The 24,002-nt window shown below is 68.4% G+C and carries 25 protein-coding genes and 1 tRNA gene; 17 read left to right on the top strand and 9 right to left on the bottom strand.

Features of this window, described 5'->3' with window-relative positions:
* Positions 1–38 precede the first annotated feature (38 nt).
* From LRH25_RS28030 to rpsU, 6 genes are all read left to right on the top strand, one after another.
* Positions 39–263 carry a DUF904 domain-containing protein gene (locus LRH25_RS28030; protein WP_141289973.1) on the top strand — a complete coding sequence of 75 codons (225 nt, stop codon included), beginning with the start codon at positions 39–41 and terminating at the stop codon, positions 261–263.
* Positions 260–604: a cell division protein ZapA gene (locus LRH25_RS28025; protein WP_141289972.1), complete on the top strand. Its 345-nt coding sequence runs from the start codon at positions 260–262 to the stop codon at positions 602–604. The genes LRH25_RS28030 and LRH25_RS28025 overlap by 4 nt, the downstream gene beginning before the upstream one ends.
* Positions 605–978: 374 nt before the next feature.
* On the top strand, positions 979–1,452 hold the full coding sequence (locus LRH25_RS28020; protein ID WP_141289971.1) for an EVE domain-containing protein: 474 nt from the start codon (positions 979–981) through the stop codon (positions 1,450–1,452).
* On the top strand, positions 1,452–2,267 hold the full coding sequence (locus tag LRH25_RS28015) for a sulfite exporter TauE/SafE family protein (protein ID WP_141289970.1): 816 nt from the start codon (positions 1,452–1,454) through the stop codon (positions 2,265–2,267). Before LRH25_RS28020 ends, LRH25_RS28015 begins: the two co-directional genes overlap by 1 nt.
* On the top strand, positions 2,264–3,514 hold the full coding sequence (locus LRH25_RS28010; RefSeq protein WP_231012949.1) for a BaiN/RdsA family NAD(P)/FAD-dependent oxidoreductase: 1,251 nt from the start codon (positions 2,264–2,266) through the stop codon (positions 3,512–3,514). The genes LRH25_RS28015 and LRH25_RS28010 overlap by 4 nt, the downstream gene beginning before the upstream one ends.
* 223 nt (positions 3,515–3,737) lie before the next feature.
* A complete protein-coding gene (gene rpsU / locus LRH25_RS28005; protein ID WP_012346814.1) occupies positions 3,738–3,950 on the top strand; it encodes a 30S ribosomal protein S21 in 213 nt (70 codons plus the stop codon).
* 69 nt (positions 3,951–4,019) lie between these two features.
* Here the strand turns inward: rpsU and LRH25_RS28000 are convergent, their stop codons facing one another.
* On the bottom strand, positions 4,020–4,934 hold the full coding sequence (locus LRH25_RS28000) for a LysR family transcriptional regulator (RefSeq protein WP_231012948.1): 915 nt from the start codon (positions 4,932–4,934) through the stop codon (positions 4,020–4,022).
* A 69-nt stretch (positions 4,935–5,003) separates the two neighbouring features.
* On the opposite strand from LRH25_RS28000, the gene lysA reads away from it, so the two are divergent.
* From lysA to LRH25_RS27975, 5 genes are all read left to right on the top strand, one after another.
* Positions 5,004–6,266 carry a diaminopimelate decarboxylase gene (gene lysA, locus LRH25_RS27995; protein ID WP_141287756.1) on the top strand — a complete coding sequence of 421 codons (1,263 nt, stop codon included), beginning with the start codon at positions 5,004–5,006 and terminating at the stop codon, positions 6,264–6,266.
* A gap of 67 nt (positions 6,267–6,333) precedes the next feature.
* Positions 6,334–6,780 carry a GatB/YqeY domain-containing protein gene (locus LRH25_RS27990; protein WP_141287757.1) on the top strand — a complete coding sequence of 149 codons (447 nt, stop codon included), beginning with the start codon at positions 6,334–6,336 and terminating at the stop codon, positions 6,778–6,780.
* A 19-nt stretch (positions 6,781–6,799) separates the two neighbouring features.
* Positions 6,800–7,147, top strand: a complete 348-nt coding sequence (locus LRH25_RS27985; protein ID WP_141287758.1) for a protein tyrosine phosphatase family protein — start codon at positions 6,800–6,802, stop codon at positions 7,145–7,147.
* Positions 7,148–7,344: 197 nt separating this feature from the next.
* Positions 7,345–7,884 (top strand): TRAP transporter small permease subunit, encoded by a 540-nt coding sequence (locus LRH25_RS27980; RefSeq protein WP_141287759.1) that lies wholly within the window; start codon positions 7,345–7,347, stop codon positions 7,882–7,884.
* On the top strand, positions 7,884–9,422 hold the full coding sequence (locus tag LRH25_RS27975) for a TRAP transporter large permease (RefSeq protein ID WP_141287763.1): 1,539 nt from the start codon (positions 7,884–7,886) through the stop codon (positions 9,420–9,422). The genes LRH25_RS27980 and LRH25_RS27975 overlap by 1 nt, the downstream gene beginning before the upstream one ends.
* A gap of 69 nt (positions 9,423–9,491) precedes the next feature.
* On the opposite strand, the gene LRH25_RS27970 is transcribed toward LRH25_RS27975, so the two are convergent.
* Both LRH25_RS27970 and pmbA read right to left on the bottom strand, forming a co-directional pair.
* A complete protein-coding gene (locus LRH25_RS27970) occupies positions 9,492–10,574 on the bottom strand; it encodes a TRAP transporter substrate-binding protein (protein WP_141287764.1) in 1,083 nt (360 codons plus the stop codon).
* 143 nt (positions 10,575–10,717) lie between these two features.
* Complete coding sequence (gene pmbA / locus LRH25_RS27965; RefSeq protein ID WP_141287760.1) at positions 10,718–12,100, bottom strand: metalloprotease PmbA; 1,383 nt, start codon at positions 12,098–12,100, stop codon at positions 10,718–10,720.
* Between the two features lie 162 nt (positions 12,101–12,262).
* Between pmbA and yjgA the strand changes: the two genes are divergently transcribed.
* The 3 genes from yjgA to LRH25_RS27950 are packed head-to-tail and all read left to right on the top strand — an operon-like array spanning position 12,263 to position 14,888.
* Positions 12,263–12,895, top strand: coding sequence for a ribosome biogenesis factor YjgA (gene yjgA / locus LRH25_RS27960; protein WP_141287761.1), 633 nt, complete (start codon positions 12,263–12,265; stop codon positions 12,893–12,895).
* Complete coding sequence (mog, locus tag LRH25_RS27955; protein ID WP_141287762.1) at positions 12,885–13,502, top strand: molybdopterin adenylyltransferase; 618 nt, start codon at positions 12,885–12,887, stop codon at positions 13,500–13,502. Before yjgA ends, mog begins: the two co-directional genes overlap by 11 nt.
* 12 nt (positions 13,503–13,514) lie before the next feature.
* Positions 13,515–14,888, top strand: coding sequence for a FecR family protein (locus LRH25_RS27950; RefSeq protein ID WP_231012947.1), 1,374 nt, complete (start codon positions 13,515–13,517; stop codon positions 14,886–14,888).
* 32 nt (positions 14,889–14,920) lie between these two features.
* Here the strand turns inward: LRH25_RS27950 and cysE are convergent, their stop codons facing one another.
* Together cysE and LRH25_RS27940 are read right to left on the bottom strand one after the other, a co-directional pair.
* Positions 14,921–15,700: a serine O-acetyltransferase gene (gene cysE / locus LRH25_RS27945; protein WP_141290252.1), complete on the bottom strand. Its 780-nt coding sequence runs from the start codon at positions 15,698–15,700 to the stop codon at positions 14,921–14,923.
* A gap of 140 nt (positions 15,701–15,840) precedes the next feature.
* Complete coding sequence (locus tag LRH25_RS27940) at positions 15,841–16,563, bottom strand: TrmH family RNA methyltransferase (RefSeq protein WP_141290251.1); 723 nt, start codon at positions 16,561–16,563, stop codon at positions 15,841–15,843.
* 312 nt (positions 16,564–16,875) lie between these two features.
* Between LRH25_RS27940 and LRH25_RS27935 the strand changes: the two genes are divergently transcribed.
* The 3 genes from LRH25_RS27935 to LRH25_RS27925 are packed head-to-tail and all read left to right on the top strand — an operon-like array spanning position 16,876 to position 19,528.
* Entirely contained in the window at positions 16,876–17,823 is a 948-nt protein-coding gene (locus LRH25_RS27935; protein ID WP_141290250.1) for an inositol monophosphatase family protein, read from the top strand.
* Positions 17,824–17,852: 29 nt separating this feature from the next.
* On the top strand, positions 17,853–18,989 hold the full coding sequence (locus LRH25_RS27930; protein ID WP_231012946.1) for a transglutaminase-like domain-containing protein: 1,137 nt from the start codon (positions 17,853–17,855) through the stop codon (positions 18,987–18,989).
* Positions 18,990–19,042: 53 nt separating this feature from the next.
* Entirely contained in the window at positions 19,043–19,528 is a 486-nt protein-coding gene (locus LRH25_RS27925; RefSeq protein ID WP_141291566.1) for a TlpA family protein disulfide reductase, read from the top strand.
* A gap of 9 nt (positions 19,529–19,537) precedes the next feature.
* Here the strand turns inward: LRH25_RS27925 and LRH25_RS27920 are convergent.
* The 4 genes from LRH25_RS27920 to fdhE all read right to left on the bottom strand — a co-directional run bounded on the left by LRH25_RS27920 (position 19,538) and on the right by fdhE (position 23,989).
* Positions 19,538–19,633: transfer RNA gene (locus tag LRH25_RS27920), tRNA-Sec, on the bottom strand.
* 17 nt (positions 19,634–19,650) lie between these two features.
* Positions 19,651–21,591: a selenocysteine-specific translation elongation factor gene (gene selB, locus LRH25_RS27915; protein WP_231012945.1), complete on the bottom strand. Its 1,941-nt coding sequence runs from the start codon at positions 21,589–21,591 to the stop codon at positions 19,651–19,653.
* Entirely contained in the window at positions 21,588–23,036 is a 1,449-nt protein-coding gene (selA, locus tag LRH25_RS27910) for an L-seryl-tRNA(Sec) selenium transferase (protein WP_231012944.1), read from the bottom strand. Before selA ends, selB begins: the two co-directional genes overlap by 4 nt.
* On the bottom strand, positions 23,033–23,989 hold the full coding sequence (fdhE, locus tag LRH25_RS27905; RefSeq protein WP_141288093.1) for a formate dehydrogenase accessory protein FdhE: 957 nt from the start codon (positions 23,987–23,989) through the stop codon (positions 23,033–23,035). The genes selA and fdhE overlap by 4 nt, the downstream gene beginning before the upstream one ends.
* Between the last annotated feature and the right edge of the window lie 13 nt (positions 23,990–24,002).

The following is a 24,002-nucleotide window of genomic DNA, read 5'->3' as shown; positions in this document are numbered from 1 at the left end:
ACAATGAACTTCTCCCAGCTCAGCGCTAGCCGAGGCCCATGTCCCGTCTGCCGGAACTTGCCGAACGCATCGACCGCCTTGTGCTCCGCCACGAGGAACTTGCGCGCACCAATGCCTTGCTGACCCAGCAACTGCAGTCGGTGCTCGCCGAGCGGGACAACCTGCGCTCGCGCTTGGCTGCGGCACGCGCCCGGGTCGAGATCCTGCTGGACCGCCTGCCGGCGGACACGCCCAGCGCAGGCAAGGCGGGAGCCGCCGAATGAAGCAGATGGAAGTCACGATCCTGGGCCAGAGCTACCTGCTGGCCTGCCCCGAAGGCGGCGAGGCCTTGCTGCTGTCGGCGGTTCAGACGGTGGACCAGGAAATGAGCGCCATCCGCGACGCCGGCAAGGTCAAGGCACGCGAGCGCATGGCGGTGCTGGCGGCGCTGAATCTGGCCTACCGCCTGGCCGAGCGGCCTGCATCCGCGCCGGTTGCCGCACCTGCCATCTCGGCTGCCGCGAGCCCTGCACAAACCGCAGCCGAGCAGGAAGCCGAGTTGCTGGTGACGCAGCTGATCGACCGGCTTGACAGCACCTTGGGCCACGACGGTCAGTTGCTCTGAGCGCCGCCGCCGACGCAGCGGCGTAGCACGGCTGCCCCAGGCCCTGCGACAGCTTTACAAGACGGCCTTTTGTTGACCACGGTTTTGGCTTCTTTTCCTACGCTTCCCGGCGCCGCACGGCCTAGAATCAAACCGTCCGCTGCATCTGCGTGGGTTTTATATTTCCTTGAACCGATGCTCTCGCGAGCCTGGGCTTGGAACATTGCTCGACTGGTGTGATCGTCTCGCGTCAGATGAACCCGAAGTCTTGCTGACCTCGCCCACCTGAATCCCCTGGGTTCAGGAATGCGGCCCATGGTTTGCAGCGGACACCTTCTTCTTCAATGCCGGCCTGTTGCAGGGCCGGCATTTTTTCGTGCCTCGCTGCAGCAGACATGAACGCCGCCCCCCAATACTGGTTGATGAAGATCGAGCCCGACGAATGCTCGATCGACGACCTCGCCGCCCTGCCCGGCCAGACCGTGCCGTGGACCGGCGTGCGCAACTACCAGGCGCGCAACTTCATGCGCGATGGCATGCGCGTGGGTGACCAGGTGCTGTACTACCACTCTTCCTGCGCCGAGCCCGGCGTGGCTGGCATTGCCGAAGTCGCCAGCAGCGCCTACCCGGACGCGACCCAGTTCGACGCCAAGAGCCCGTACTTCGACCCCAAGTCCAAGCCCGAGGCACCGCGCTGGCTCAACGTGGACGTGAAGTTCCGCAAGAAGACCCGGCTGCTGCCGCTGAAGGACATGCGCGAGGTGCCGGCGCTGGCCACGATGCGCCTGTTGCAGCCCGGCAGCCGGCTGTCGATCACGCCGGTCTCGCCAGAGGAATGGCAGGCCGTGATGGCACTGCTGGACCGCTGATGGATTTCTCGCTGACGCTGGTGGCCGAACTGCTTCTGCTGGGCAGCTTCACCGGTTTCCTCGCCGGCCTGCTGGGCGTGGGCGGCGGCATGCTGCTGGTGCCCTTCCTGACGCTGATCATCAGCCACCGCGACGTGCCGGCGGACCTGGCGGTGAAGATGGCCATCGCCACCTCGATGGCCACCATCCTGTTCACCTCGCTGTCCAGCGTGCGCGCGCACCACCGGCACGGCGCCGTGCGCTGGCCCATCGTGCGGGCGATGGCGCCCGGCATCCTGGTTGGCGGGCTGCTGGCCGGCGCCGGCATGTTCGCCGTGGTCAAGGGCCAGTGGCTGGCGGTCATGTTCTGCCTGTTCGTCAGTTTCTCGGCCACGCAGATGCTGCGTGGCCGCAAGCCCAAGCCGCAGCGGCAGATGCCGGGCTGGCAAGGCCAGGCGGCGGCTGGCACCACGGTGGGCTTTGCCTCGGGCCTGGTCGGCGCAGGTGGCGCCTTCATCAGCGTGCCGTTCATGACCTGGTGCAACGTGCCGATCCACAACGCGGTGGCGACCAGCGCCGCTTTGGGTTTCCCGATCGCACTGGCCAACACGCTGGGCTATGTGGTCAGTGGCTGGTCGCTGCCTTCCGCGCTGCCGGGCAGCTTTGGCTACCTGTATGTGCCGGCACTGGCCGTCATCGCAGTCGTCAGCATGCTGATGGCGCCGCTGGGCGCGAAGGCCGCGCATGCGATGGACGTGGGGAAGCTCAAGCGCATCTTCGCGGTGCTGCTGTACGGCCTGGCCGCCTACATGTTGTGGAAGGCGCTGGCGCAATGAATCGTTTTGATGCCGTGGTGATCGGCGCTGGTGCGGCCGGGCTGTTCTGCGCCGCGCAGGCCAGCCAGCGCGGCCTGAAGGTGCTGCTGATCGACCATGCGGCCAAGCTGGCCGAGAAGATCCGCATCTCCGGTGGTGGCCGCTGCAACTTCACCAACCGCGATGCAGGCCCGGCCAACTTCCTGTCCGACAACCCGCACTTCGCGCGCTCGGCGCTGGCCCGCTACAGCTCGGCCGATTTCATTGCGCTGGTGCAGAAGCACCGCATCGCCTTCCACGAGAAGCACAAGGGCCAGCTGTTCTGCGACGACTCGGCCGACCAGATCATCCAGATGCTGCTGCGCGAATGCGAAGCCGGCGGGGTGACGCGCTGGCAGCCGTGCACGGTGAACGAAGTGGACCGCGCCGACGATGGCGGCTGGCAGTTGCAGACCGACCGCGGCCCGGTGCAGGCGCCGCAACTGGTGATCGCCACCGGCGGACTGCCTGTCCCCAAGATCGGCGCCAGCGACTTCGGCCTGCGCCTGGCCGAGCGCTTCGGCCACCGGCTGGTGGCGCCGCGCCACGCGCTGGTGCCGCTGACCTTCGCGGCGGCCGACTGGGCGCCGTTCGTGCCGCTGGCCGGCATTGCGCTGCCGGTGGAGATCCGCTGCGGGGCGCCGGCCGTGGGCAAGAAGACGCGCGGCAGCGGCGAGGTCAGCTTCCATGAAGACCTGCTGTTCACCCACCGCGGGCTCAGCGGCCCGGCGGTGCTGCAGATCTCCAGTTTCTGGCGCCCCGGCCAGCCGCTGCGGCTGAACCTGCTGCCCGGCGTGGACTTGCTGGCCCTGCTGCTCAAGGCCAAGCAGCAGTCCCGCCGCCAGCTGGGCAACGAACTGGGCAGCCTGTTGACCCAGCGCCTGGCCGACACCTGGCTGGCCATCCAGGGCCTGGATGGCAGCCAGGCCATGCCGCAAGTGCCGGACGCGCAGCTGCGCCAGCTCGCCACCAGCCTGCAGGACTGGCAGCTGATGCCGGCCGGCACCGAAGGCTGGCACAAGGCCGAGGTGATGGCCGGCGGCGTGGACACCAAGGACCTCAGTTCGCAGACGATGGCGAGCAAGCGCCAGCCCGGCCTTTATTTCATTGGCGAAGTGGTGGACGTGACCGGCTGGCTGGGCGGCTACAACTTCCAGTGGGCCTGGGCCAGTGCGTTTGCCTGTGCCGAGGCGCTGGCGGAGGCCGCGCAGGACAGAGCCGCGGCCTGAGGCTCAGGTCTACCGGTCTCGCGTGCGACTGCCAAAGAAGTTTGTCAAGCCCGATTTGGCAAGAGGCGGTTTTCGGGCTAGAATCGTCGTCTTTGCTAGCACTCAAGCGTGTCGATCTGGTGTGGATCTGCCTTTTTGGCATGTCACCTGCGACTTCCGGAAGCACTTCAGGTGCATGTCAGCACTGGACACCGAGCGCATTCATCCGAGGATATTTCGTTAAATGACCACCATCCGTGTCAAGGAAAACGAGCCGTTCGACGTGGCCCTTCGCCGCTTCAAGCGCACCATTGAAAAGCTGGGTCTGCTGACCGAACTGCGCGCTCGCGAGTTCTATGAAAAGCCGACGGCCGAGCGCAAGCGCAAGAAGGCAGCCGCCGTGAAGCGCCACTACAAGCGTGTTCGCAGCATGCAGCTGCCGAAGAAGCTGTACTGATTTCCGGCCACGGATCTCTCTGAAAAAAGCCCGCGCGGGACGCCGCAGCGGGCTTTTTTCATGGGCGTTTCATTTCGGGTCTGCCAGCCTTGCCTGCAGATCCTGCGCCGCGTCGCGCAGCGCGACCAGCAAGGCCGCACGCAGCGGATGCTCGGTGCGCCACTGCGGCAGCACCACCGCAACGTGGAACGGGATGGCCACCGAAAACGGCCGGATCACCAGCCCGGTGCCGGCCAGCGCCAGCGCCGTCAGCGGGTTGACGATACCCAGCCCCAGCCCCTCGCGCACCAGTGCGCAGACCGATACCGCGCTGGGTGAATCGAGCAGCAGCCTGCGCTGCACGCCGGCTGCGGCGAACACCGCGTCGGCCTGCTGCCGGTAGGGGTCGGCAGGCGCCAGGCTGACAAAGGGCTCGCCCGCGAAATCCGCCGGCGCCAGCACCGCCTTCTGCGCCAGCGCATGGCCCGGTGGCAGCACGCAGACCTCGTCGGCCACCAGCAGCGTTTCCAGCGTGCAGCCCATCGGCGCCTCACGGCGCTCGCTGAGTCCCAGGTCATGGCGCTGCTCGCTCAGGGCCGCCTCCAGCTGCGGCGACTCCTGCGTCTGGATGGACACGCTGGCCTGCGGCTGCAGCGCCGCAAAGCGCCGCAGCGCAGCGGGCAGCAGCGCATGCGCCAGCGCCGGCAGGCAGGCCAGTTGCAGCCGGCCGTGGGCAAAGTCGCGCAGCGCGACAGCCGTGGCCGCGATGCGCTCCAGCCCCACATAGGACTGCTCCACCTCTTCCAGCAGCGCCAGCGCCCGCACCGTGGGCCGCAGCCGCCCTTTCACGCGCTCGAACAGCGCCAGTCCCAGCACCTGCTCCAGCCGCGCCAGCTCGCGGCTGACCGTGGGCTGCGAGCTGTGCAGCAGTTCGGCCGCGCGCGTGACATGGCCGGTGGTCATCACCGCGCGGAACACCTCGACCTGGCGGTGCGTGAGTTTCATATCCAGAATGAATGAATGGCCGACATCTGAGCATTTTGCAATATGGATTGCCAACGGCATGATGCCGCGATGAACCCGTCCCGCTCACCCTTTTCCGCCGCCCAGCTGCGCGCGCTGGCCCGTGAACACGGCACGCCGCTGTGGGTCTATGACGCAGCCACCATCCGCGAGCGCATTGCCGACCTGCAGGCCTTCAACACCGTGCGCTTCGCGCAAAAGGCCAACTCCAACACCCATTTGCTGCGGCTGATGCGCGCACAAGGCGTGGTGGTGGACGCAGTCTCGCGTGGCGAGATCGAGCGCGCACTGGCCGCGGGCTACAGCGCCGAGCCGAATGCCCAAGGCGCGTCGGGCATCGTCTTCACCGCCGACTTGTTCGACGCGGCGACGCTGGACACCGTGATCCGCCACAAGATCCCCGTCAACGCCGGCTCGATCGACATGCTGGACCAGCTCGGCGCGCGCTCACCCGGCCACGCGGTCTGGCTGCGCATCAACCCCGGCTTCGGCCACGGCCACAGCAACAAGACCAACACCGGCGGCGAGCACAGCAAGCACGGCATCTGGCACAGCGACCTGCCCGCTGCGCTGGCCCGCATCGGCCTGCACAAGCTGCACCTGGTCGGCCTGCACATGCACATCGGCTCGGGCGTGGACTACTCCCACCTGCAGCAGGTTTGCGCGGCCATGGTTGCGCTGGTCAAGCAGACCGGCGTGAAGCTCGAAGCCATCTCGGCCGGCGGCGGGCTGTCCATTCCCTACCGGGATGGCGAGCCGCGCATCGACACCGCGCACTACTTCAGCCTCTGGGACGCCGCCCGCCGCGAGATCGCCAGCCACCTGGGCCAGCCGGTCAAGCTGGAGCTGGAACCGGGCCGCTACCTGGTGGCCGAATCCGGCGTGCTGCTGGCCGAGGTACGTGCCACCAAGCGCATGGGCGGCAACGATTTCGTGCTGGTGGACGCTGGCTTCTCCGACCTGATGCGCCCGGCCATGTACGGCAGCCACCATGAGATGAGCCTGATCCCGGCCGATGCGGCAGAAGACCTCTCTGCGCGGCCGCTGCAAGCCAGCGTGGTCGCAGGGCCGCTGTGCGAGTCAGGTGACGTGTTCACGCAGGGCGAAGGCGGCGTGGTGCTGCAGCGCGAGCTGCCGCAGGCGCGCGTGGGCGACCTGCTGGTGCTGCACGACACAGGCGCCTATGGCGCGTCGATGTCCTCCAACTACAACAGCCGGCCGCTGATCGCCGAAGTGCTGGTCGACGGCGGCGAGGCACGGCTGATCCGCCGCCGCCAGACGGTGGAAGAGCTCTTGGCGCTGGAATCGGTTTGAACCGGAGGACAATGTTGGGCTGCTTCGCATCACGAGGCACCCGACAAGAACGCCACAAGGACGAGCCATGAGCCTCAAGGACCAGATCACCGAAGACATGAAGACGGCGATGCGCGCCAAGGACAGCGAGCGCCTGGCCACCATCCGCCTGCTGCTGGCGGCCTGCAAGCAGAAGGAAGTCGACGAGCGCGTGACGCTGGACGACGCGATGGTGATCGGCCTGATCGACAAGATGATCAAGCAGCGCAAGGACTCCATCACCGCCTTCGAGCAAGGCGGCCGCCAGGACCTGGCCGACAAGGAAGCCGCGGAGCTGAAGGTGCTGTCGGCCTACCTGCCCGAGCGCCTGTCGGCCGAGCAGATTGACGCCGAAGTGGCCGCGCTGGTCGCCTCGCTGGGCGCCAAGGGCCCGGGCGACATGGGCAAGGTCATGGGCGCGGTGAAGACCCAGCTCGCAGGCAAGGCCGACATGGGCCTGGTCTCGGCCGCTGTCAAGAAAGCCCTGAATCCTTGAACATTCGGAGAACAACGACATGAACACCCAACTGCCGATCCGCGCGCTGACCGCCGACGTCTACGTCGCCCCGCAACTCGAACCCGCGGCGATGGCCGAACTGGCCCGGCTGGGCTTTCGCAGCGTCATCAACAACCGCCCCGACGGCGAAGGCGGCCCCGAGCAGCCGACCAGCGCGCAGGTCGAAGCGGCTGCGCAAGCCGCCGGCCTGAGCTATCGCCACCTGCCCGTCAGTGGCGTCTACCAGTCGCCCGAAGAAATCGCCGCATTTGGCGCGCTGATGGCCGAACTGCCGCGCCCGCTGCTGGCCTTCTGCCGCTCCGGCGCACGCTCGACCAAGCTGTTCCAATCCAGCGGCGCAGCCTGAGCATTCAGAGGCCGGCGCCACTGGTGACGGCCTCATAGTGGCTTTCCCTGAGCACGCCTGTGCCCAGGGCGGAAGGCCCGCATCAGCCGATACAGTGAAGCAGATGGCGCACGTTTTCCCGTGCGCCTTTCCATTTGCTCACCGAAAGCGGCCATGTCGTTTGCCTGCTCCGCCTTGCCTCCGCGCCGGAGGCCCGCATGAAAGCCCTGCTCGCCCTTGCCCACGGCATTGACTGGCTGAACACCCGCTTCGCCCGCCTCGCCGGCTGGGCCGTCATCCTGTCGTGCTTCATCAGCGCCGGCAACGCCGTCGTGCGCTATGCCTTCGGCTACAGCTCCAATGGCTGGCTGGAGATCCAGTGGTACCTGTTCGCCGCCTGCGTGATGCTGGGTGCGGCCAACGTGCTGCAGCACAACGAACATGTGCGGGTCGACATCTTCTACGCCCGGCTCAGCGGCCGCGGCAAGGTCTGGGTGGACCTGTTCGGGCTGGTCTTTTTCCTGGTGCCGGTGATGCTGGCGATGCTGTGGTTCGCCACGCCGCTGTTCTGGCGCTGGTTCCTCTCGGGCGAGGTCTCCAGCAATGCCGGCGGCCTGGTGCGCTGGCCGGCCATGCTGATGCTGCCACTGGGCTTTGGCCTGATGCTGCTGCAAGGCCTGGGTGAAATCATCAAGCGCGTGGGCTGGCTGATGAACATCTACCAGATGGACATCCACTACGACAGGCCACTGCAATGATCGCGATGGAGAACTTCGCGCCGGTGATGTTCGCCGGCCTGATCCTCGTGATGCTGCTGGGCTTCCCGGTCGCGTTTTCGCTGGCCGCGCTGGGCCTGGGCTGCGGCATCTTCGCAGTCTTCATGGGCTGGTTCCCGGCCGAGTTCATGGCCGCGCTGCCGCAGAACGTCTTCGGCATCCTGTCCAACGACCTGCTGCTGGCCATCCCGTTTTTCACGATGATGGGCACGCTGCTGGAGAAGTGCGGCCTGGCCGAGGACATGCTGGATTCGATGGGCCAGCTGTTCGGCCCGATCCGCGGCGGCCTGGGCTATTCGGTGATCATCGTCGGCTTCATCCTCGGCGCCATCACCGGCACCGTGGCCGGCCAGGTGATTGCGATGGCGATGATCTCGCTGCCGGTGATGATGCGCTACGGCTACAACATGCGCTACGCCACCGGCGTGCTGGCGGCCTCGGGCACCATCACGCAGATCGTGCCGCCGTCTCTCGTGCTGGTGGTGCTGGCCGACCAGCTCGGGCGCTCGGTGGGCGACATGTACAAGGGCGCCTGGGGCCCGTCCATCCTGCAGGTGCTGATCTTCGCGCTCTACACCTTCGTGCTGAGCCGCGTGAGGCCGGAACATGTGCCCGGAGTGCCCAAGGAAAGCCGCACGCTGCTGGGCTGGGCGCTGTGGGCCAAGTGCCTGCGCGGCATCATCCCGTCGGCCATCCTGATCTTCGCCGTGCTGGGCAGCATGGGCGGCCTGCCGGGGCTGGACACGGCCGTCGCCACACCCACCGAAGCCGGCGCGATGGGCGCGGTCGGCGCCTTCATCCTGGCCGGCATGTACGGGCGGCTGACCTGGCCGCTGGTGCGCGACGCGATGTACAGCACCGCACGCATCACCGCGATGGTGGTCTACATCCTGATCGGCTCGCGCGTCTTCTCGCTGGTCTTCCAGGGCGTGGACGGCGGGCGCTGGATCGAGCACATGCTGTCTGGCCTGCCGGGCGGCCAGATCGGCTTCCTGATCGTCGTCAACATCTTCATCTTCTTCCTGGCGTTTTTCCTCGACTTCTTCGAGATCGCCTTCATCATCCTGCCGCTGCTCGGGCCGGTGGCCGAGAAGATGGGCATCGACCTGGTCTGGTTCGGCGTGATGCTGTGCGTGAACATGCAGACCAGCTTCATGCACCCGCCGTTCGGCTTTGCGCTGTTCTACCTGCGTGGCATTGCCGACTCGCTGTTCAAGAACGGCGCCATTCCGCGCAAGGTCGAATCCAAGGACATCTACCTCGGCGCCGTGCCCTGGGTGCTGATGCAGCTGATCCTGGTGGCCATCGTGATCTTCGTGCCGCAGTCGGTCACGATCTTCCTGGACAAGCCGCAGGTGCTGGACCTGAACAAGGCGACCGAGACGCTGCAGAACATGGGCGCGGCGCCGTCCGATGAAGCGGCCTCCATGCCCGATTTCCCGGTGCCCGAAGGCGCGTCGGAAGCGGCGTCCGAACCCGACCCGATGGACGTTTTCAAGACGCCGGCAGCCAAGCCCTGAGCGGGGCAACACCGACGCAAAAAGGGCGGCCCGAAGGTCGCCCTTTGCTCATTGCCGAGACGCTGTTGCTCAGAGCTTCTGCGCCTGCATGAAGCTGTCGAAACGGGCTTCGGTGAAGCGGAACCACAGGTTCTGGTCGCGACGGAAGGCGTCGTAGTCGCTGTAGATCTTCTTCCAGGCCGGGTTGCTGCTGTTCAACTCGGCATAGACCTCCATTGAGGTCTTGAACGCAGCGTCCATGATGGCCTTGGGGAAGGCGATCAGCTTGGTGTTCGACGCCACCAGCTGCTTGAGTGCCGGCGGGTTGCGAGCGTCGTACTTGGCCTGCATGTCCACATGCGCGTAGGCGCTGGCCGCTTCGACGATGGCCTTGTACTCGGCCGACAGGCTCTCGTAGGCCTTCTTGTTGATGAACAGGTCGACCTGCGGGCCGCCCTCCCACCAGCCGGGGTAGAGGTAGTAAGGCGCAACCTTGTAGAAGCCCAGCTTCTGGTCGTCGTAGGGGCCGACCCATTCGGCCGCGTCGATCGTGCCTTTTTCCAGTGCCTGGTAGATCTCGCTGCCCGGCAGGTTCTGCGGCACCGCGCCCAGGCGTTCGACGATCTTGCCGGCGAAGCCGCCAATGCGGAACTTCAGGCCCTTCATGTCGTCCAGCGACTTGATCTCCTTGCGGAACCAGCCGCCCATCTGCGCACCGGTGTTGCCGCAGGGGAAGTTGACGATGTTGTAGCCGTCGTAGAACTCGCGCATCAGCTTCAGGCCGTTGCCCTCGAACATCCACGCGCTCATCTGCCGGCTGTTAAGGCCAAACGGAATGGCCGCGCCGATGGCAAAGGTCGGGTCCTTGCCGAAGAAGTAATAAGGCACCGTGTGGCAGGCCTCGACGGTGCCGTTCTGCACGCCGTCCACGACACCCAGCGGCGGCATCAGTTCACCCGCAGCGTGCACGGTGATCTGGAACTTGCCGCCAGTCATCTCGCCGACCTTCTTGGCGAAGACTTCGCCGGCGCCAAAAATCGTGTCCAGCGACTTCGGGAAGCTGGAAGCCACGCGCCAGCGCAGGGTGGCCTGCGCGTGCACGATGGCCGGCGCGCTGCCGGCCGCCAGCACGCCAGCCAGCCCCGCGCCACGCACAAACGAACGTCGTTCGATCATCGAGTTGTCTCCTGAGAATTGCTGCTTGAGTGCCAGGAATTCTAGGAGTCGTCCCCTGCAGGCTTCCCCGGTGGAAGCCCCTGTGTGACGGACGGCAACACCCCAGCTTTGCGCACTCGCGAAGCCGGGTGCACCATCTCTCAGCTGCCGGCGATCTTCATCTTGTCGAGCAGGACAGAACCTACCGTTTTCGCGCCGAGGTTGTAGGTGTCGGTGCCGACCGCGACGATGCTGCGCAGCATGTGCTGCAGCTGGCCGGCAATGGTGATCTCGTGCACCGGGAAGGCGATCTGGCCGTTCTCGACCCAATACCCGGCCGCGCCGCGCGAGTAGTCGCCGGTCACGTAGTTCACGCCCTGGCCCATCAGCTCTGTGACGAACAGGCCGCGGTGCAGCTTGCGCAGCATCTCTTCGAGGTGGTCGCCGGGCTGGGTCAGCCGGCTGGTGAGACGCAGGTTCTGCGAGCCACCGGCATGGCCGGTAGTCTTCATGTCCAGCTTGCGAGCCGAATAGCTGGACAGGAAATAGCCCTGCACCACGCCGCCCTGCACCACCTGGCGCGCCCTGGTGCGCACGCCCTCATCGTCAAACGGCGCACTGCCCTTGGCACCGCGCTCGAACGGGTCTTCCAGCACGTCGATGTGGTCGGCCCAGACGGCCTTGCCCAGGCTGTCCTGCAGGAAGCTGGCCTTGCGGTACAGCGCGCCGCCGCTGGTGCCCTGCACAAAAGCGCCCAGCAGCCCGGCGGCCACGGTGGACTCGAACAGCACCGGCACCTCGCAGGTGGCGATCTTGCGCGACTTCAGGCGCGACAGCGCACGCTCCGCGGCGTAGCGGCCCACCGCCTCCGGCGCGGCCAGGTCCAGCGCGTTGCGCATCGAGCTGTACCAGTAGTCGCGCTGCATGTGGGCGCCCTTGCCGGCAATCGGCGAGACCGACAGCGAATGCCGCGAGCTGGCATACCCACCACGGAAGCCGCGGCTGTTGCCGGCCCAGAAGTGCGACTGCTGGGCCGAGACCGCACCGCCTTCGGAGTTGGTGATGCGCTTGTCCAGCTTCAGGGCCGCGTCCTCCGTGCGGCGCGCCAGAGCGGCGGCAGTGTCAGCGTCCAGCGCCCAGGGGTGGAACAGGTCCAGTTCGCGGGCCACCTCTTCGGCCGTCGCCAGGTCTTCGGCATCCGGCAGGCCGGCCGCAGGATCTTCGGCGGTGAAGCGGGCAATGTCGTAGGCGGCCTGCACCGTCTGCTGCAGCGCGGTGTGCGAGAAGTCGGAGGTGCTGGCATTGCCGCGGCGCTGGCCCAGGTAGACCGACACGCCGACCGATTTGTCGCGGTTGCGCTCGACGTTCTCGACCTCGCCCATGCGCACCGAGACGCTCAGGCCGCTGCCTTCGGACACCTCGGCGCCTGCGTCGCTGGCGCCCAGCGCCTTGGCCATGCCCAGCACATCGTCGACGATCTGCTGGAACTGCTCGCGGGAATAGGCAAAGCCCTGGGACGTGGTGGGCGACGAAGAGGAGGTCATCGGAGGCGGCTCGTGCTTGTTATGAGGAAATGCCACGGCGCCCCTTGCAGTCGCGGCTGGCGGCAAGAGGGGCGCGTGGGCTGAATTGCGGGACAATCATAGCGATCTGCAGCCCCGAGGCGCCCCGCCTCGACAACGGCCTTTTCCCAGGCCCTCTCCTTCATGCGTCGCGCGCCTCCCTCGCCCCCTTCCCTGGCTCCGAACCCCGATCCCGACCTCGACTCCGAACTGCCGAACGAAGCGCAGGCCGAGGAGGAAGATGATCGGCCCAGCAAATCGGAGATGAAGCGGCAGAGCCATGTGCTGCAACAGCTGGGCCTGCAACTCAGCGAACTGTCGGGCGCACGCCTGGAGGCGCTGGAGTTGCCCGAGTCCCTGACTGACGCGCTGGACACCTACCGCAAGACGCGCTCGTTCGAAGGCCGCCGCCGCCAGCTGCAGTACGTCGGCAAGCTGATGCGCCAAGTCGACCCCGAGCCGATCCGCGAAGCGATCGCCGCCTCCAAGCTGGGCAGCGCCAAGGAGACGCTGGCGCTGCACCATGCCGAACGCTGGCGCGAGGAACTGCTGGCCGGCGACGACGCCGTGACCCGCTGGATGAACGCCCACCCGCAAACCGATGCCCAGCATCTGCGCAACCTGCTGCGCTCGGCCCGCAAGGACTTGCTGAACACCACGCCGGACCAGCGCCACGGCCGCCCCTACCGCGAGCTGTTCCAGCTGATCAAGAACGGCCTGGCCGCCGCCCAGGCGGCCGAGCTCGCGGACGACGAGGCCGCCGGCGATGACGAGTGAGGCCCAGTTCGAGCCGGTGCGCATCGGCCTGGTGTCGATCAGCGACCGCGCCTCGGCCGGCGTCTACGAGGACAAGGGCCTATCCGCGCTGCAGGACTGGCTCAGCCGCGCGCTGCGCAACCCCATCGCATGGGAAACCCGGCTGATTCCGGACGAGCAGGAAGGCATCAGCGCCTGCCTGCGCGAGCTAGTGGACCAGGCCCACTGCGACCTGGTGCTGACCACCGGCGGCACCGGCCCTGCGCCACGCGACGTGACACCCGAAGCCACGCTGGCCGTGGCTGACAAGGTCTTGCCGGGCTTTGGCGAGCAGATGCGGGCCATCAGCCTGCGCTTCGTGCCAACCGCCATCCTGTCGCGCCAGGTCGGCGTGATCCGCGGCAAGGCGCTGGTGTTCAACCTGCCCGGCCAGCCAAAGTCCATCGCCGAGACCTTGCAAGGCCTGCCCGATGCGCAGCCGCCGGTGCCTGGCATCTTTGCCGCGGTGCCGTATTGCATCGACCTCATCGGCGGGCCGTACCTCGCATGCGACCCGGCGCTGTGCAAGGCATTCCGGCCCAAGTCCGCCCAACGGCCACAGCCCGGCTCGGCACCTGCTACTTCCTGAACCACCACCTGCATGAAGCCACGTGCCCTGCTGCCCGCCGCGCCCCGAACCTGGTTGTTCGCCCTGATCGCAGCAGCAGGTGCAGCGCAGGCCGCCGACGAGCCCAGCACCGTCTACACCGTGGTGCCCAGCGACACCTTGATTGGCCTGACGCGCACCGTGCTGGTCTCGCGCGAGGCCTGGACCGAGGTTGCGAAGCTGAACCAGCTGCCGGACCCGAACCGCATCTACCCGAACCAGCGGCTGGCCGTGCCGCTGCGCCTGCTGCGCCGCACCGATCCGCCCGCCCGCATCGTGAGCGCGGACGGCGACGTGCGCGCGGCCGGTCAGCCGGTGAAGGCTGGTGACGCCCTGCCGGCAGGTGCCGTGCTCAGCACCGCCGAGGGCAGTTCGGCCGTGGTCCAGCTGGGCGACGGCTCGCGCATGAAGCTGGCGCCCGCCAGCCAGGCCCAGTTGGCCGAACACCGGCGCTACATGGTCAAGGCCGGCACCAAGGCCACGCCCGAGGGCGAAGGCCTGTTCGCCACCAGCATGCGGCTGGTGAAGGGCACGGTGGAAATGCTGGCCAGCAAGGTGCTGCGCGCCAAGCCGCTGGAAGTCGAGACGCCCACCGCCGTCATTGGCGTGCGCGGCACCGAATACCGGGTGCACTACGACCCGGTGCTCGCCGCCCGCACCGAGGTCCTGGAGGGCAAGGTGCAGGCCGACGCAGCCAATGAAGCCGGCCAGCGCGGTGAAGGCGCTGCGGTGGACAGCGGCTTCGGTGCCGCGCTGCGCCCGGCCAGGCCGCCAGCCGTGGTGCCGCTGCTGCCGGCACCGGATTTCACCGCGCTGCCCACCCGCGTGACCAAACCGCTGCTGGTGCTGCAGATGCCGGCCGGGACCCAGGCGCTGCGGGTGCAGCTGGCAGCCGATCCGGCCTACGACCACATCGTGCGCGACCTTTACCTCGCCCCGGGCAGCACGCTGCCGCTGGACGGGCTGGAGAGCGGCATCTGGCACTTGCGCGCCCGCCAAGTCGATTCGCTGGGCATTGAAGGCTTTGATGCCAAGCTGCGCTTCGAGCTGAAGGTGCTGACCACCGCGCCTGGCCTGGTGCCCTTCACCGTGCCGCAGCCGCCAGGCGTGGTCAAGCTGCGCTGGCAACCGGTGGCGGACGTCGACCACTACCGCGTGGAAGTGGCGCGCGATGCGGGCTTCACGCAGATGGAGCACCAGGGCGACGCCGACGCGACCAGCCTGCGCGTGATCGTGGCCCAGCCTGGCACGCATCACTGGCGCGTGGCGGCGCTGAAGGACGTGGCAGGCAAGCCCGAGCTTGGCAACTGGAGCGAGGCCGGCGAGATCGAGATCAGCGACCCGCGCGCCGAAGGCGCAGCGCGCTGATCAGGGCCGAAAGCTCGGCGCGCTGAACAGCGTCACTTCACCAGGCGGTTCAGCCGCTCGGCGTCAAAGCGCTCGGTGGTCTGCGCGTCCTGCGGCACGCAGTCGTCGCCAGGCAACTCGCGCGAACGCTGCGACAGCTTCTCGATCGCCTGCCACAGCAGCGCGATCTGGTGCTCCTGGGTCGAGGCGTTGTCGATCAGGCCCTTCATGGCCTGGGCCACCGGGTCATCGCCGTTCGTCACGCCATAGGCCGAGAAGCCCATGCGCGCCGCCGCCGTTTCGCGGGCCGCGTCCACCTCGCGCTGGATGATGCGGGCCGGGTTGCCGACCGCCGTGGCGCCTGCCGGTACCGGCTTGGTCAGCACCGCGCCGGAGCCGATGCGCGCACCAGCGCCCACCGTGAAGCCACCCAGCACCGAAGCATGGGCACCGACGATCACGCCGGCCTCCAGCGTCGGGTGGCGCTTCGCGCCCTTGACCAGCGAGGTGCCGCCCAGCGTCACGCCCTGGTAGATGGTGCAGTCGTCGCCGATCTCGGCCATCTCGCCGATCACCACGCCCATGCCGTGGTCGATGAAGACCCGCCGGCCAATGGTCGCGCCCGGATGGATCTCGATGCCGGTGGCCATGCGACCCAGCTGAGACAGGAAGCGGCCGGCCCACTTGAATCCTGCCCGCCAGCAGCCATGCGCTGCGCGGTGCCAGATCAGTGCGTGCAGGCCGGGGTAACAGGTGAGCACCTCCCAGGCGCTTCGCGCGGCGGGGTCGCGCTCAAGAATGCAGGCAATGTCTTCGCGGAGTCGGGCGAACATGGCGGCTCCAGGGGAATGCTGGGGAGGCGGGACACGCGGCGGGCAGGTGCCGCGGGCAAGAACAGAAAACGTGATTGCAAATTCAGTGTAGCCGGGGCGATTGAACCCGGCTGGACACGGGATTTTCGCCAGCCGCCCGTTCAGTCCTCGGCGACCCTCTTCGGGGCTGCCTTCACGGCCACCTTTTGCACCGCCCGCGCCACGCCGCGCAGGATGTGCACCTCCTCCTGGCTCAGCAAGGCACGGTTGGCCAGTTGGTTCAGCCGCGGCAGCAGCTTGCGCGGCACCTGCGGGTCCAGGAAACCGATCTGCACCAGCGCTTCCTGCCAGTGGGCCAGCAGGCCTTGCACCGCCACGCCATCGGCCCAGTCCACAGGCGCGGTTCGCGGTGCCACGCCAAAGCCACCCAGCGCCTGGCGCCAGTCGTAGGCCAGCACCTGCAGCGCCTGGGCCAGGTTCAGCGAGCCGTAGGCGGGGTCCGTGGGAATCGACAGGCAGGCATGGCAGCGGTACACATCCTCATTGGCCATGCCGAAGCGCTCGCCGCCAAACACAAAGGCCACGCGATGGCCTTCGCCGGCCAGCGAGGCGAAGCGCTCGCGCGGCGAGAAGGTCGGCGGGCCGAAGTCGCGGGGGGTCATGGCCGTGGCGCAGGCGTATGTCACGCCATCCAGCGCGGCGGCCAGGTCCGGCACGATGCGGGCGCCAGCCAGGATGTCGGTCGCGCCGCTCGCCATCGCAACGGTTTCCTCGCGCACCAGCACGTCGGCAAAGCGCGGCGCCACCAGCACCAGGTCGTGGAAACCCATCACCTTCATGGCCCGCGCGGCCGCGCCCACGTTGCCAGGATGGCTGGTGTGCATCAGGACAAAACGCGTCGGATCGCGACTTTCGCCCGCTTGGTCAACAGAGGGCTTCGAGGGGTCAGGCATTGCAGGCACGGCGCAGGGCGCTAGAATTCGCGGTTTCGCACCGGCCATTGTCGCGCGCCGCGCCGCTTTGCAAAAAGCAGCCGCCGCCCTCGCAACCGCGCCCAAGCGACGCTCTTTGTCCGCCGCCAGATCGCCCCGCTGCAGTTCTTCTGCGCCGGCACGCCCCCGTCCCACCTCCGCCGCTGCGGCAGGTGTGGCCACGGTCCGTGCCGCCTGTTCCAAGCCCTCTTCCAAGGTTGAACCATGTCCCAGTCCCTGCACCCCATGTTGAACATCGCCGTCAAGGCGGCCCGCACCGCGGGGGCGATCATCAACCGGGCGTCGCTGGACCTGGACATCCTCAAGGTCAACACCAAGAGCCCCAACGACTTCGTCACCGAGGTCGACCAGAACGCCGAAGCGGCGATCATCGAAACCCTGCTCACCGCCTATCCCGGCCACGGCATCCTGGCCGAAGAATCGGGCCGCGAGCACGGCTCCAAGCACAGCGATTTCGTCTGGATCATCGACCCGCTGGACGGCACCACCAACTTCATCCACGGCTTCCCGGTCTACTGCGTGTCCATCGCGCTGTCCTTCCGCGGCAAGGTCGAGCAGGCCGTCGTCTATGACCCGACGCGCAACGACCTCTTCATGGCCTCGCGTGGCCGAGGCGCTTACCTGAACGACAAGCGCCTGCGCGTCTCCAAGCGCACCCGCCTGTCGGACTCGCTGATCGGCACCGGTTTTCCCTTCCGCAAGGGCGACAACTTCCAGCGCTACATGAAAATGTTCGAGACGGTGATGCCCGAGTGCGCAGGCCTGCGCCGCCCGGGTGCCGCCGCGCTGGACCTCTGCTACGTGGCCGCCGGCTACCTGGACGGCTTCTTCGAAACCGGCCTGAGCCCCTGGGACATTGCCGCAGGCTCGCTGATCATCACCGAGGCCGGTGGCCTGGTGGGCAACTTCACCGGCGAGTCCGACTTCATGAACCAGCGCGAAATCGTCGCCGGCTCGCCGAAGATCTACGGCCAGCTGGTGCAGCTGCTGTCGCCGTTCACCCGCGTGATCAACGACGACGAACCCGCCGCCGCACCGACCCCCGCCCCCACCGCCGACGCAGCACCCGCCGCGCGCAAGCCGATCCGCCTGCGCAAGAAGCCGGTGGAAGAAGCGCCTGCAGCCCCGACCGGCGACGACGCCCCTTTCTGAGCGCCACTTCCCCTCCTGCGAAAGACGCCATGCAACGCCGCCTGTTCCTGCGTGACGCCGCCTGTGTCGCCGCCGCCCTGCCCGTGATAGCCAGCCCCGGCGCCTGGGCCCTGCCCGCCACCGCTGCGGCCGCGCCCAGCGTCGCCGATCTGCTGGCCCAGGGCTGGCAGGTGCACGACGTGACCACCACCATCGAGCTGACCGAGCGCACGGCCAACGGCCGCGTCTGGCTGCCGCTGGCCATGGACGAGCTGCCCGGCTACCAGCGCACGCTGGCCACCCGCTTCGAAGCCCCAGGCGCCAAGCTGGCCGAAGTCATGGCAACCAAGGGCCAGGACACCCGCCTGCTACGCGTGGCATTCACCGATCCGGCCGCGCCGCAGCGCGTGGTGCTGACCCAGCGCATCGCGACCCGCGACCGCGCCGTCAACCTGGGCGCCAGGCCCAACATGAAGCCGCTGAGCGCAGCCGAGCTGCACCCCTACCTGCAGCCCACCTCGCTCGCGCCGCTGGACGGCAAGGTCAAGCAGACCGCCGAGCAGATCCAGAAGGACGCCGGCAACCCGGCCGACACCATTGCCAAGGCCCAGGCCATCTACGACTGGGTCATCGAGCACACCCGGCGCGAAGGCAGCGTGCGCGGCTGCGGCACCGGCAACGTGGCCTTCATGCTGGAGTCCGGCAACCTCTCGGGCAAGTGTGCCGACCTGAACGGCCTGTGGGTCGCGCTGGCGCGGGCTACAGGCATTCCGGCGCGGGACGCCTACGGCGTGCGCGTGGACGACTCGGTGCACGGCTACAAGAGCCTGGGCAAGAGCGGCGACATCACCAAAGCCCAGCACTGCCGTGCCGACTTCTACGCCGAAGGCCACGGCTGGATCCCGGTCGACCCGGCGGACGTGCGCAAGGTCATGCTGGAAGAACAGGCAGGCGGCCTGGCACTGACGGACCCCAAGGTGCGCGCCGCGCGCGCCATGTTGTTCGGCGCCTGGGAGATGAACTGGATCGCCTACAACCACGGCCACGACGTGCCGCTGGCCGGCAGCCAGTTGCCGCCCGCCGGCTTCTTGATGTACCCGCAAGGCGAAACCACCGAAGGCCGGCTCGACAGCCTGGACCCGGCCACGTTCAAGTACCAGATCCGCTCGGAAAAGGTCACGGCCTGAACGGAGCCTGCAAGGTGCGCAGAAGAACCTGGCTCGCCGCAGTCACAGCGACGATGCTCGCGGCCTCAGCCCGCGCCGCCATCGTGCTTGGCAAGCTGATGCCCTGGGGCCAGCGCGCCACGCCGGCGCTGCAGGCCAAGGCCCTGGAAGACGGCCGCGCGGTATCGCTCACCGAGTTCAGCGGCCAGGTCGTGCTGCTGAACTTCTGGGCCACCTTCTGCGAGCCCTGCGAGCGCGAGATGCCGGCCCTGAACCGGCTGCTGCTGAAGTACGGCGCCCAGGGCCTGAAGGTCATCGGCGTCAACTGCGGCGAGATGCCGCAGCGCGTGCGCGAGTTCCTCGACGAGCGCGTCATCTTCGACGGCCTGCCGCTGCTGGACCGCAGCCAGGCCCAGCTCAAGGCCTGGGGCATCCCCGCACTGCCCGCCAGCGTGCTGATCGACCGCCAGGGCCGCGCCCAGGCCTGGCATGTGGGCGAGTTGAACTGGGATGCGCCCGAGGTGCAGCAGGCCGTGAAGGACCTGCTGGCGCAGCGTTGAAAGCGGTCCTGGCGGAAAGCAGCCGGAGTCGAACCGACCAGGGAGCGGCTGACGCCCCCTACCGGGTTTGAAGCCCGGGCCCACCACCGGGTGAGTGTGCCTTCCGTGTTGCGACCCGGCGCTCAGCCGGGGTGCGCCGGGGATTGTAGGAGCGGGGCTTCAGCCTCGGCGCGCAGCACGTGGGCGTCACGCACGCGGCGCGTCACGCCGCTGCGGTCGAAATATTCGAGGATCTGGATCGCGCGCTTGCGGCCCAGGCCGGTTGCGTCGCGGAAGGCGTGCGCCTGGACTTCGCCGCGCGAGGCCTGTTGCGACAGGGCGGCCAGCAAGGCCTGCAGGCGGGCCAGCGTTGCCTGCGGATAGAACAGGTCGCGCACCACCTGGCCGAGTTCGCCGGCCCGCGCCAGTTTGCGCAACAGCGCCCGCGTGGCATCTTCGCCCAGGCCATGCGCCTTGGCCAGGTCGCGCACCCACGGCGGGTCGAAGCCACCGGCCAGCAGCAGCGGCAGCAGGCGCTCGGCCGTCGCGCGCTCTGCGGGCGTGATGCTCACGCCCTGACCAGGCAGGTGCAGGCTGGCGCCGCTGCGTTCGATCGCACTTTCGGCCAACAGCGCCTGGTGCAGGCCGTGCCACAACACGTCATGCGCAGTCTGCAGCAGCCCCGGCAGCGCCATGCGGCGCAGGCGTGCGGCGTTGGGCCCGGGCTCGTCCGGCGCGCGTTCATGGTGGCGCGCCAGCGCCTGCAGCACCTGCTCGCGCAAGGCTTGCCAGCGCGGCTCGGCAATCAGCCAACCATCGCCCTCGCCGGCAGGTAAATGGCGAATGTCGACCGCAACGAGCGGATCCGGTTCGCGGCCCATCAACAGGGTCAGCAAGCGGCGACTCAAGCCCTGCAGCGCCTGGCGGATCAGCGGCGCAGGTTCGCCCGACGCAACCAACTGCTCAAGCGCTGCAAGCCAGGCCAGGCGCTCGGCGCTGCGGCGGCGGCGCTCGGGTGCAAACGGGTCCAGCACCTGGCCGCCGCCCAGCGTACGGCTGGCCTGGGCGTTGCGCAGGATGAAGTGGTCGCCGGGCAGCGCAAACACTGGTGCGTCGACCACCAGCTGAGCCAAGGCTTCCGCGCCGGGCTGCAAGGCATCGCCCTGCAGCGGCACCAGGTGGGCCACGTGATGCGCGGTGCCCAGGTGCACGTGCACGGTGGCCCACTGGCCCAGCGCTGGCGCATCGGGCAGCAGCCGCACGCGCAGGTCCAGCCGTTGCGCGGCCTGCAGCACACGCGCATCGGCGATCCAGTCGCCGCGCGAGATGGCTTCCTTGGCGATGCCGGCCAGGTTCAGCGCGCATCGCTGTCCCGCCTGGCCCACTTCGGCCGCGCGGTTCTGCGCATGCAGGCTGCGCACGCGCACCGCCTGGCCAGTGGCCGAATGCTGCAGTATGTCGCCCACGCGCACCTGGCCGCTGAACACCGTGCCGGTGACCACCGTGCCCTGGCCGGCCAGTGTGAAGACGCGGTCCACGGCGATGCGAAAAAGACCGGCGCTGCCCTGCCCTTGCCAGGCCGCCGCGGCGGCTTCGAGGTGCTGGCGCAGCGCGGCCACGCCAGGGTCGCCGGGCTGATTCGCGGCGGTCTCGAACACTGCCGCGTCGGCCAGCAGCGTGCCGGCCAGCAAGGCCTGGATTTCGCCCTTGGCTGCGGCCAGGCGCGCAGCATCCACGCGGTCGACCTTGGTCAGCGCCACGCTGCCCTGGCGCACGCCCAGCAGGCCGAGGATGGCCAGGTGTTCGCGGGTCTGCGGCATCACGCCGTCGTCGGCCGCCACCACCAGCAGCGCATGGTCCACGCCCACCGCGCCAGCGGCCATGGTGTGCACGAATTTCTCGTGACCGGGCACGTCGATGAAGCCCAGCACTTCGCCGTTGGCCGTGGGCGAGTACGCGTAGCCCAGCTCGATGGAAATGCCGCGCTGCTTTTCCTCGGGCAGCCGGTCGGTGTCCACGCCGGTGAGCGCGCGCACCAGCGTGGTCTTGCCGTGGTCGATGTGGCCGGCGGTGCCGACGATCATGCGGCCAGCGCCTCTGCGAGCTGCGGCATTTGCGCAATGAACTCGGCTTCGTCGTGCGCCTCCAGGCAGCGCAGGTCCAGCCACAGCGACTGGTCCGCCGTGCGACCGATGACGGGCCGCGGCAGGCTGCGCAACGCAGCTTCCAGCCGGGCCAGTTGCCGACCGGCACGGGCGGCTTGCGCAGGCCGCAGCACAAAGCCGCTGCTGGGCAGCGTGTCCACCGGCAAGGCGCCGCTGCCGATCTGGCTGAACATGGGCTGCACGCTGGCCACGAACGACGCGCCCAAAGCGGCCTGCAGCGCCGGCAGCAAGGCCTCGGCGCGCTCGCGGATCTGCGGTTGCGCGCGGGTGAACAGGCGCAGCGTGGTCAGGCGCTCGGCCAGGCGCTCGGGCGACTGGTAGAGCCGCAGCACCGGCTCCAGCGCGGCCAGCGTGAGCTTGCCCACGCGGAGTGCACGCTTGAGCGGGTGCTTCTTGATCTTCGCGATCAGGTCCTTGCGGCCGACGATCAGGCCCGCCTGCGGACCACCCAGCAGCTTGTCGCCGCTGAAGGTGACGAGGTCGGCGCCCGCGGCAACCGTCTCGCGCACCGTGGCCTCGCGCGGCAGGCCGTGGCGGGACAGGTCAACCAGCGTGCCGCTGCCCAGGTCCACCACCAAGGGCAGCGACCTGGCATGCGCAATGGCGGCCACCTCGGCCTCGCCCACGCTCTTGGTGAAGCCGGTGACTGCATAGTTGCTGCAATGCACCTTCATCAGCAACGCAGTGCGCGGGCCGACGGCTTCGTCGTAGTCCTTGGCATGGGTGCGGTTGGTCGTGCCGACCTCGCGCAGCTTCGCGCCAGCGCGGGCCATGATGTCCGGGATGCGGAAGGCGCCGCCAATCTCGACCAGCTCGCCGCGCGAGACGATCACTTCCTTCTTGGCCGCCAGCGCGCTGAGCGTGAGCAGCACCGCGGCGGCGTTGTTGTTGACCACCGTGGCGGCTTCGGCGCCAGTCAGTTCGCAGAGCAGGTCGTTGACCAGGTCGTCGCGGTCGCCGCGGCCACCAGTGGCGAGGTCGAATTCGAGGTTGGCCGGCGTGGTCAGCGCTCGCATCACGGCCTGCACTGCAACGTCGGGCAGCAGCGCGCGGCCGAGGTTGGTGTGCAGCACGGTGCCGGTGAGGTTGAAGACGCTGCGCAGGCGCGGCGCGGCGCGGGCAGCGAGGCGGGTCGCCACATCCTGCGCCAGCGTGGGCATGGCCGCGGCCTCGGGCGCCAGCGTGCCGGCCAGGGCCTGGCTGCGCAGTGCGTCCAGCGCGGCGCGCACGGTGTCGGTCAGCAGCGTCAGACCGTGCTCGGCCTTCAGCGCAGCCAGCTCGGGCGCGGCCAGCACGCGATCGACCGCGGGCAGCCGCGCGGCCGAGATCGCACCCTGAGCTGTTGCCGACGCCTCGCCGCTCATTCGTCCGCTTCCGCCGCCAGCGCCAGCAAGGGGTTGGCGCTGGCGCGAGCGTAGTCGGTCTCGCCCATCAGCAGGTCCAGCGTGAGGCTGGCCAGGTCGTCGGCCAGCGGCTCGGCGTACGGATCTTTTTCCTGGTTGACCAGCTTGCGGTAGCTGTAGCAGTGCTCGCAGGTCTCGGCCACGACCACCTCGCCCGCGCCCTCCACGCTTTGGTAGCGGATGCCTTTGGTCGACTCGCAGTTGCTGCACTTCACGCGCACCAGGTGCCACTCGGTGGCGCACAGGCCGCAGTGCAGGTAGCGGTGGCCGCCAGCCTCGCCGCCAATGCGCAGCACGCTGGCAACCGGCGGCAGGCCGCAGTGCGGGCAAACGGTGGCCGGCTCGACCATGGGCAGCGCGCGCGCATCGAGCCGGCTCGCACGGTCGGCATAGGCCACCTGCAAGGCGGCCACCAGCAGCGGCTGGGCGGTGCGGGCGAGCAAGGTGTCAGGCGGTGTGCCTTCCTGCATGCCGTGCAGCACCTGCAATGCAAAGGCTTCCAGCATGTCAGGCGCGGTGTCCTGCAGCTCTTGTGCAAGCAAGGCCAATGCAGGCGGCAGGCCGGCGCTGGGCGGCGCGTTGGCCAGCACGCTGAGCATTTCGTCCAGCGCGGTCAGCCAGGCCGGATCCAGATGATCGGCGGCGGGGAGTACGGGCATCGCGTGGGTGACGGCCCGGGCGAGCAGTGCGGGGTCGACCGGCGCGGTTTCAATTTCGCGCGCGGCGAGGGCCTGGGCGTCGGCCAGCAGCGCGACAAAGCGCAGGTAGTCGGCGATCGGGTGGCCGTCCGCCGCAAGCTGGCGCCAGCGGGCAGCGCGCTCGGCGAACAGCGTGGCCGGCTGCGGCAGGCGGATGCGGGGAAAGTCGATGCGGTCCAGCGCCTCGATCTCGCCGGGTTGCAGGATGCGTTGCACGTGCAGGTCCTTC

Source organism: Ideonella azotifigens, assembly GCF_021043325.1.
Lineage (GTDB): Bacteria > Pseudomonadota > Gammaproteobacteria > Burkholderiales > Burkholderiaceae_C > Ideonella > Ideonella azotifigens.
This window is presented reverse-complemented; position numbering and strand designations above follow the sequence as displayed.

What these genes read in the sequence shown, in the direction of transcription:
- mog (WP_141287762.1), top strand. Translation starts at nt 12,885, where the DNA reads ATGACGAGTGAGGCCCAGTTCGAGCCGGTGCGCATCGGCCTGGTGTCG.
- LRH25_RS27930 (WP_231012946.1), top strand. Translation starts at nt 17,853, where the DNA reads ATGCAACGCCGCCTGTTCCTGCGTGACGCCGCCTGTGTCGCCGCCGCC.
- LRH25_RS27950 (WP_231012947.1), top strand. Translation starts at nt 13,515, where the DNA reads ATGAAGCCACGTGCCCTGCTGCCCGCCGCGCCCCGAACCTGGTTGTTC.
- rpsU (WP_012346814.1), top strand. Translation starts at nt 3,738, where the DNA reads ATGACCACCATCCGTGTCAAGGAAAACGAGCCGTTCGACGTGGCCCTT.
- cysE (WP_141290252.1), bottom strand. Translation starts at nt 15,700, where the DNA reads ATGTTCGCCCGACTCCGCGAAGACATTGCCTGCATTCTTGAGCGCGAC.
- yjgA (WP_141287761.1), top strand. Translation starts at nt 12,263, where the DNA reads ATGCGTCGCGCGCCTCCCTCGCCCCCTTCCCTGGCTCCGAACCCCGAT.
- lysA (WP_141287756.1), top strand. Translation starts at nt 5,004, where the DNA reads ATGAACCCGTCCCGCTCACCCTTTTCCGCCGCCCAGCTGCGCGCGCTG.
- LRH25_RS27985 (WP_141287758.1), top strand. Translation starts at nt 6,800, where the DNA reads ATGAACACCCAACTGCCGATCCGCGCGCTGACCGCCGACGTCTACGTC.
- LRH25_RS28030 (WP_141289973.1), top strand. Translation starts at nt 39, where the DNA reads ATGTCCCGTCTGCCGGAACTTGCCGAACGCATCGACCGCCTTGTGCTC.
- selB (WP_231012945.1), bottom strand. Translation starts at nt 21,591, where the DNA reads ATGATCGTCGGCACCGCCGGCCACATCGACCACGGCAAGACCACGCTG.
- LRH25_RS27935 (WP_141290250.1), top strand. Translation starts at nt 16,876, where the DNA reads ATGTCCCAGTCCCTGCACCCCATGTTGAACATCGCCGTCAAGGCGGCC.
- pmbA (WP_141287760.1), bottom strand. Translation starts at nt 12,100, where the DNA reads ATGACCTCCTCTTCGTCGCCCACCACGTCCCAGGGCTTTGCCTATTCC.
- LRH25_RS27940 (WP_141290251.1), bottom strand. Translation starts at nt 16,563, where the DNA reads ATGCACACCAGCCATCCTGGCAACGTGGGCGCGGCCGCGCGGGCCATG.
- LRH25_RS27990 (WP_141287757.1), top strand. Translation starts at nt 6,334, where the DNA reads ATGAGCCTCAAGGACCAGATCACCGAAGACATGAAGACGGCGATGCGC.
- LRH25_RS28010 (WP_231012949.1), top strand. Translation starts at nt 2,264, where the DNA reads ATGAATCGTTTTGATGCCGTGGTGATCGGCGCTGGTGCGGCCGGGCTG.
- LRH25_RS28025 (WP_141289972.1), top strand. Translation starts at nt 260, where the DNA reads ATGAAGCAGATGGAAGTCACGATCCTGGGCCAGAGCTACCTGCTGGCC.
- LRH25_RS28000 (WP_231012948.1), bottom strand. Translation starts at nt 4,934, where the DNA reads ATGAAACTCACGCACCGCCAGGTCGAGGTGTTCCGCGCGGTGATGACC.
- LRH25_RS27980 (WP_141287759.1), top strand. Translation starts at nt 7,345, where the DNA reads ATGAAAGCCCTGCTCGCCCTTGCCCACGGCATTGACTGGCTGAACACC.
- LRH25_RS27925 (WP_141291566.1), top strand. Translation starts at nt 19,043, where the DNA reads ATGCTCGCGGCCTCAGCCCGCGCCGCCATCGTGCTTGGCAAGCTGATG.
- LRH25_RS28015 (WP_141289970.1), top strand. Translation starts at nt 1,452, where the DNA reads ATGGATTTCTCGCTGACGCTGGTGGCCGAACTGCTTCTGCTGGGCAGC.
- selA (WP_231012944.1), bottom strand. Translation starts at nt 23,036, where the DNA reads ATGAGCGGCGAGGCGTCGGCAACAGCTCAGGGTGCGATCTCGGCCGCG.
- LRH25_RS28020 (WP_141289971.1), top strand. Translation starts at nt 979, where the DNA reads ATGAACGCCGCCCCCCAATACTGGTTGATGAAGATCGAGCCCGACGAA.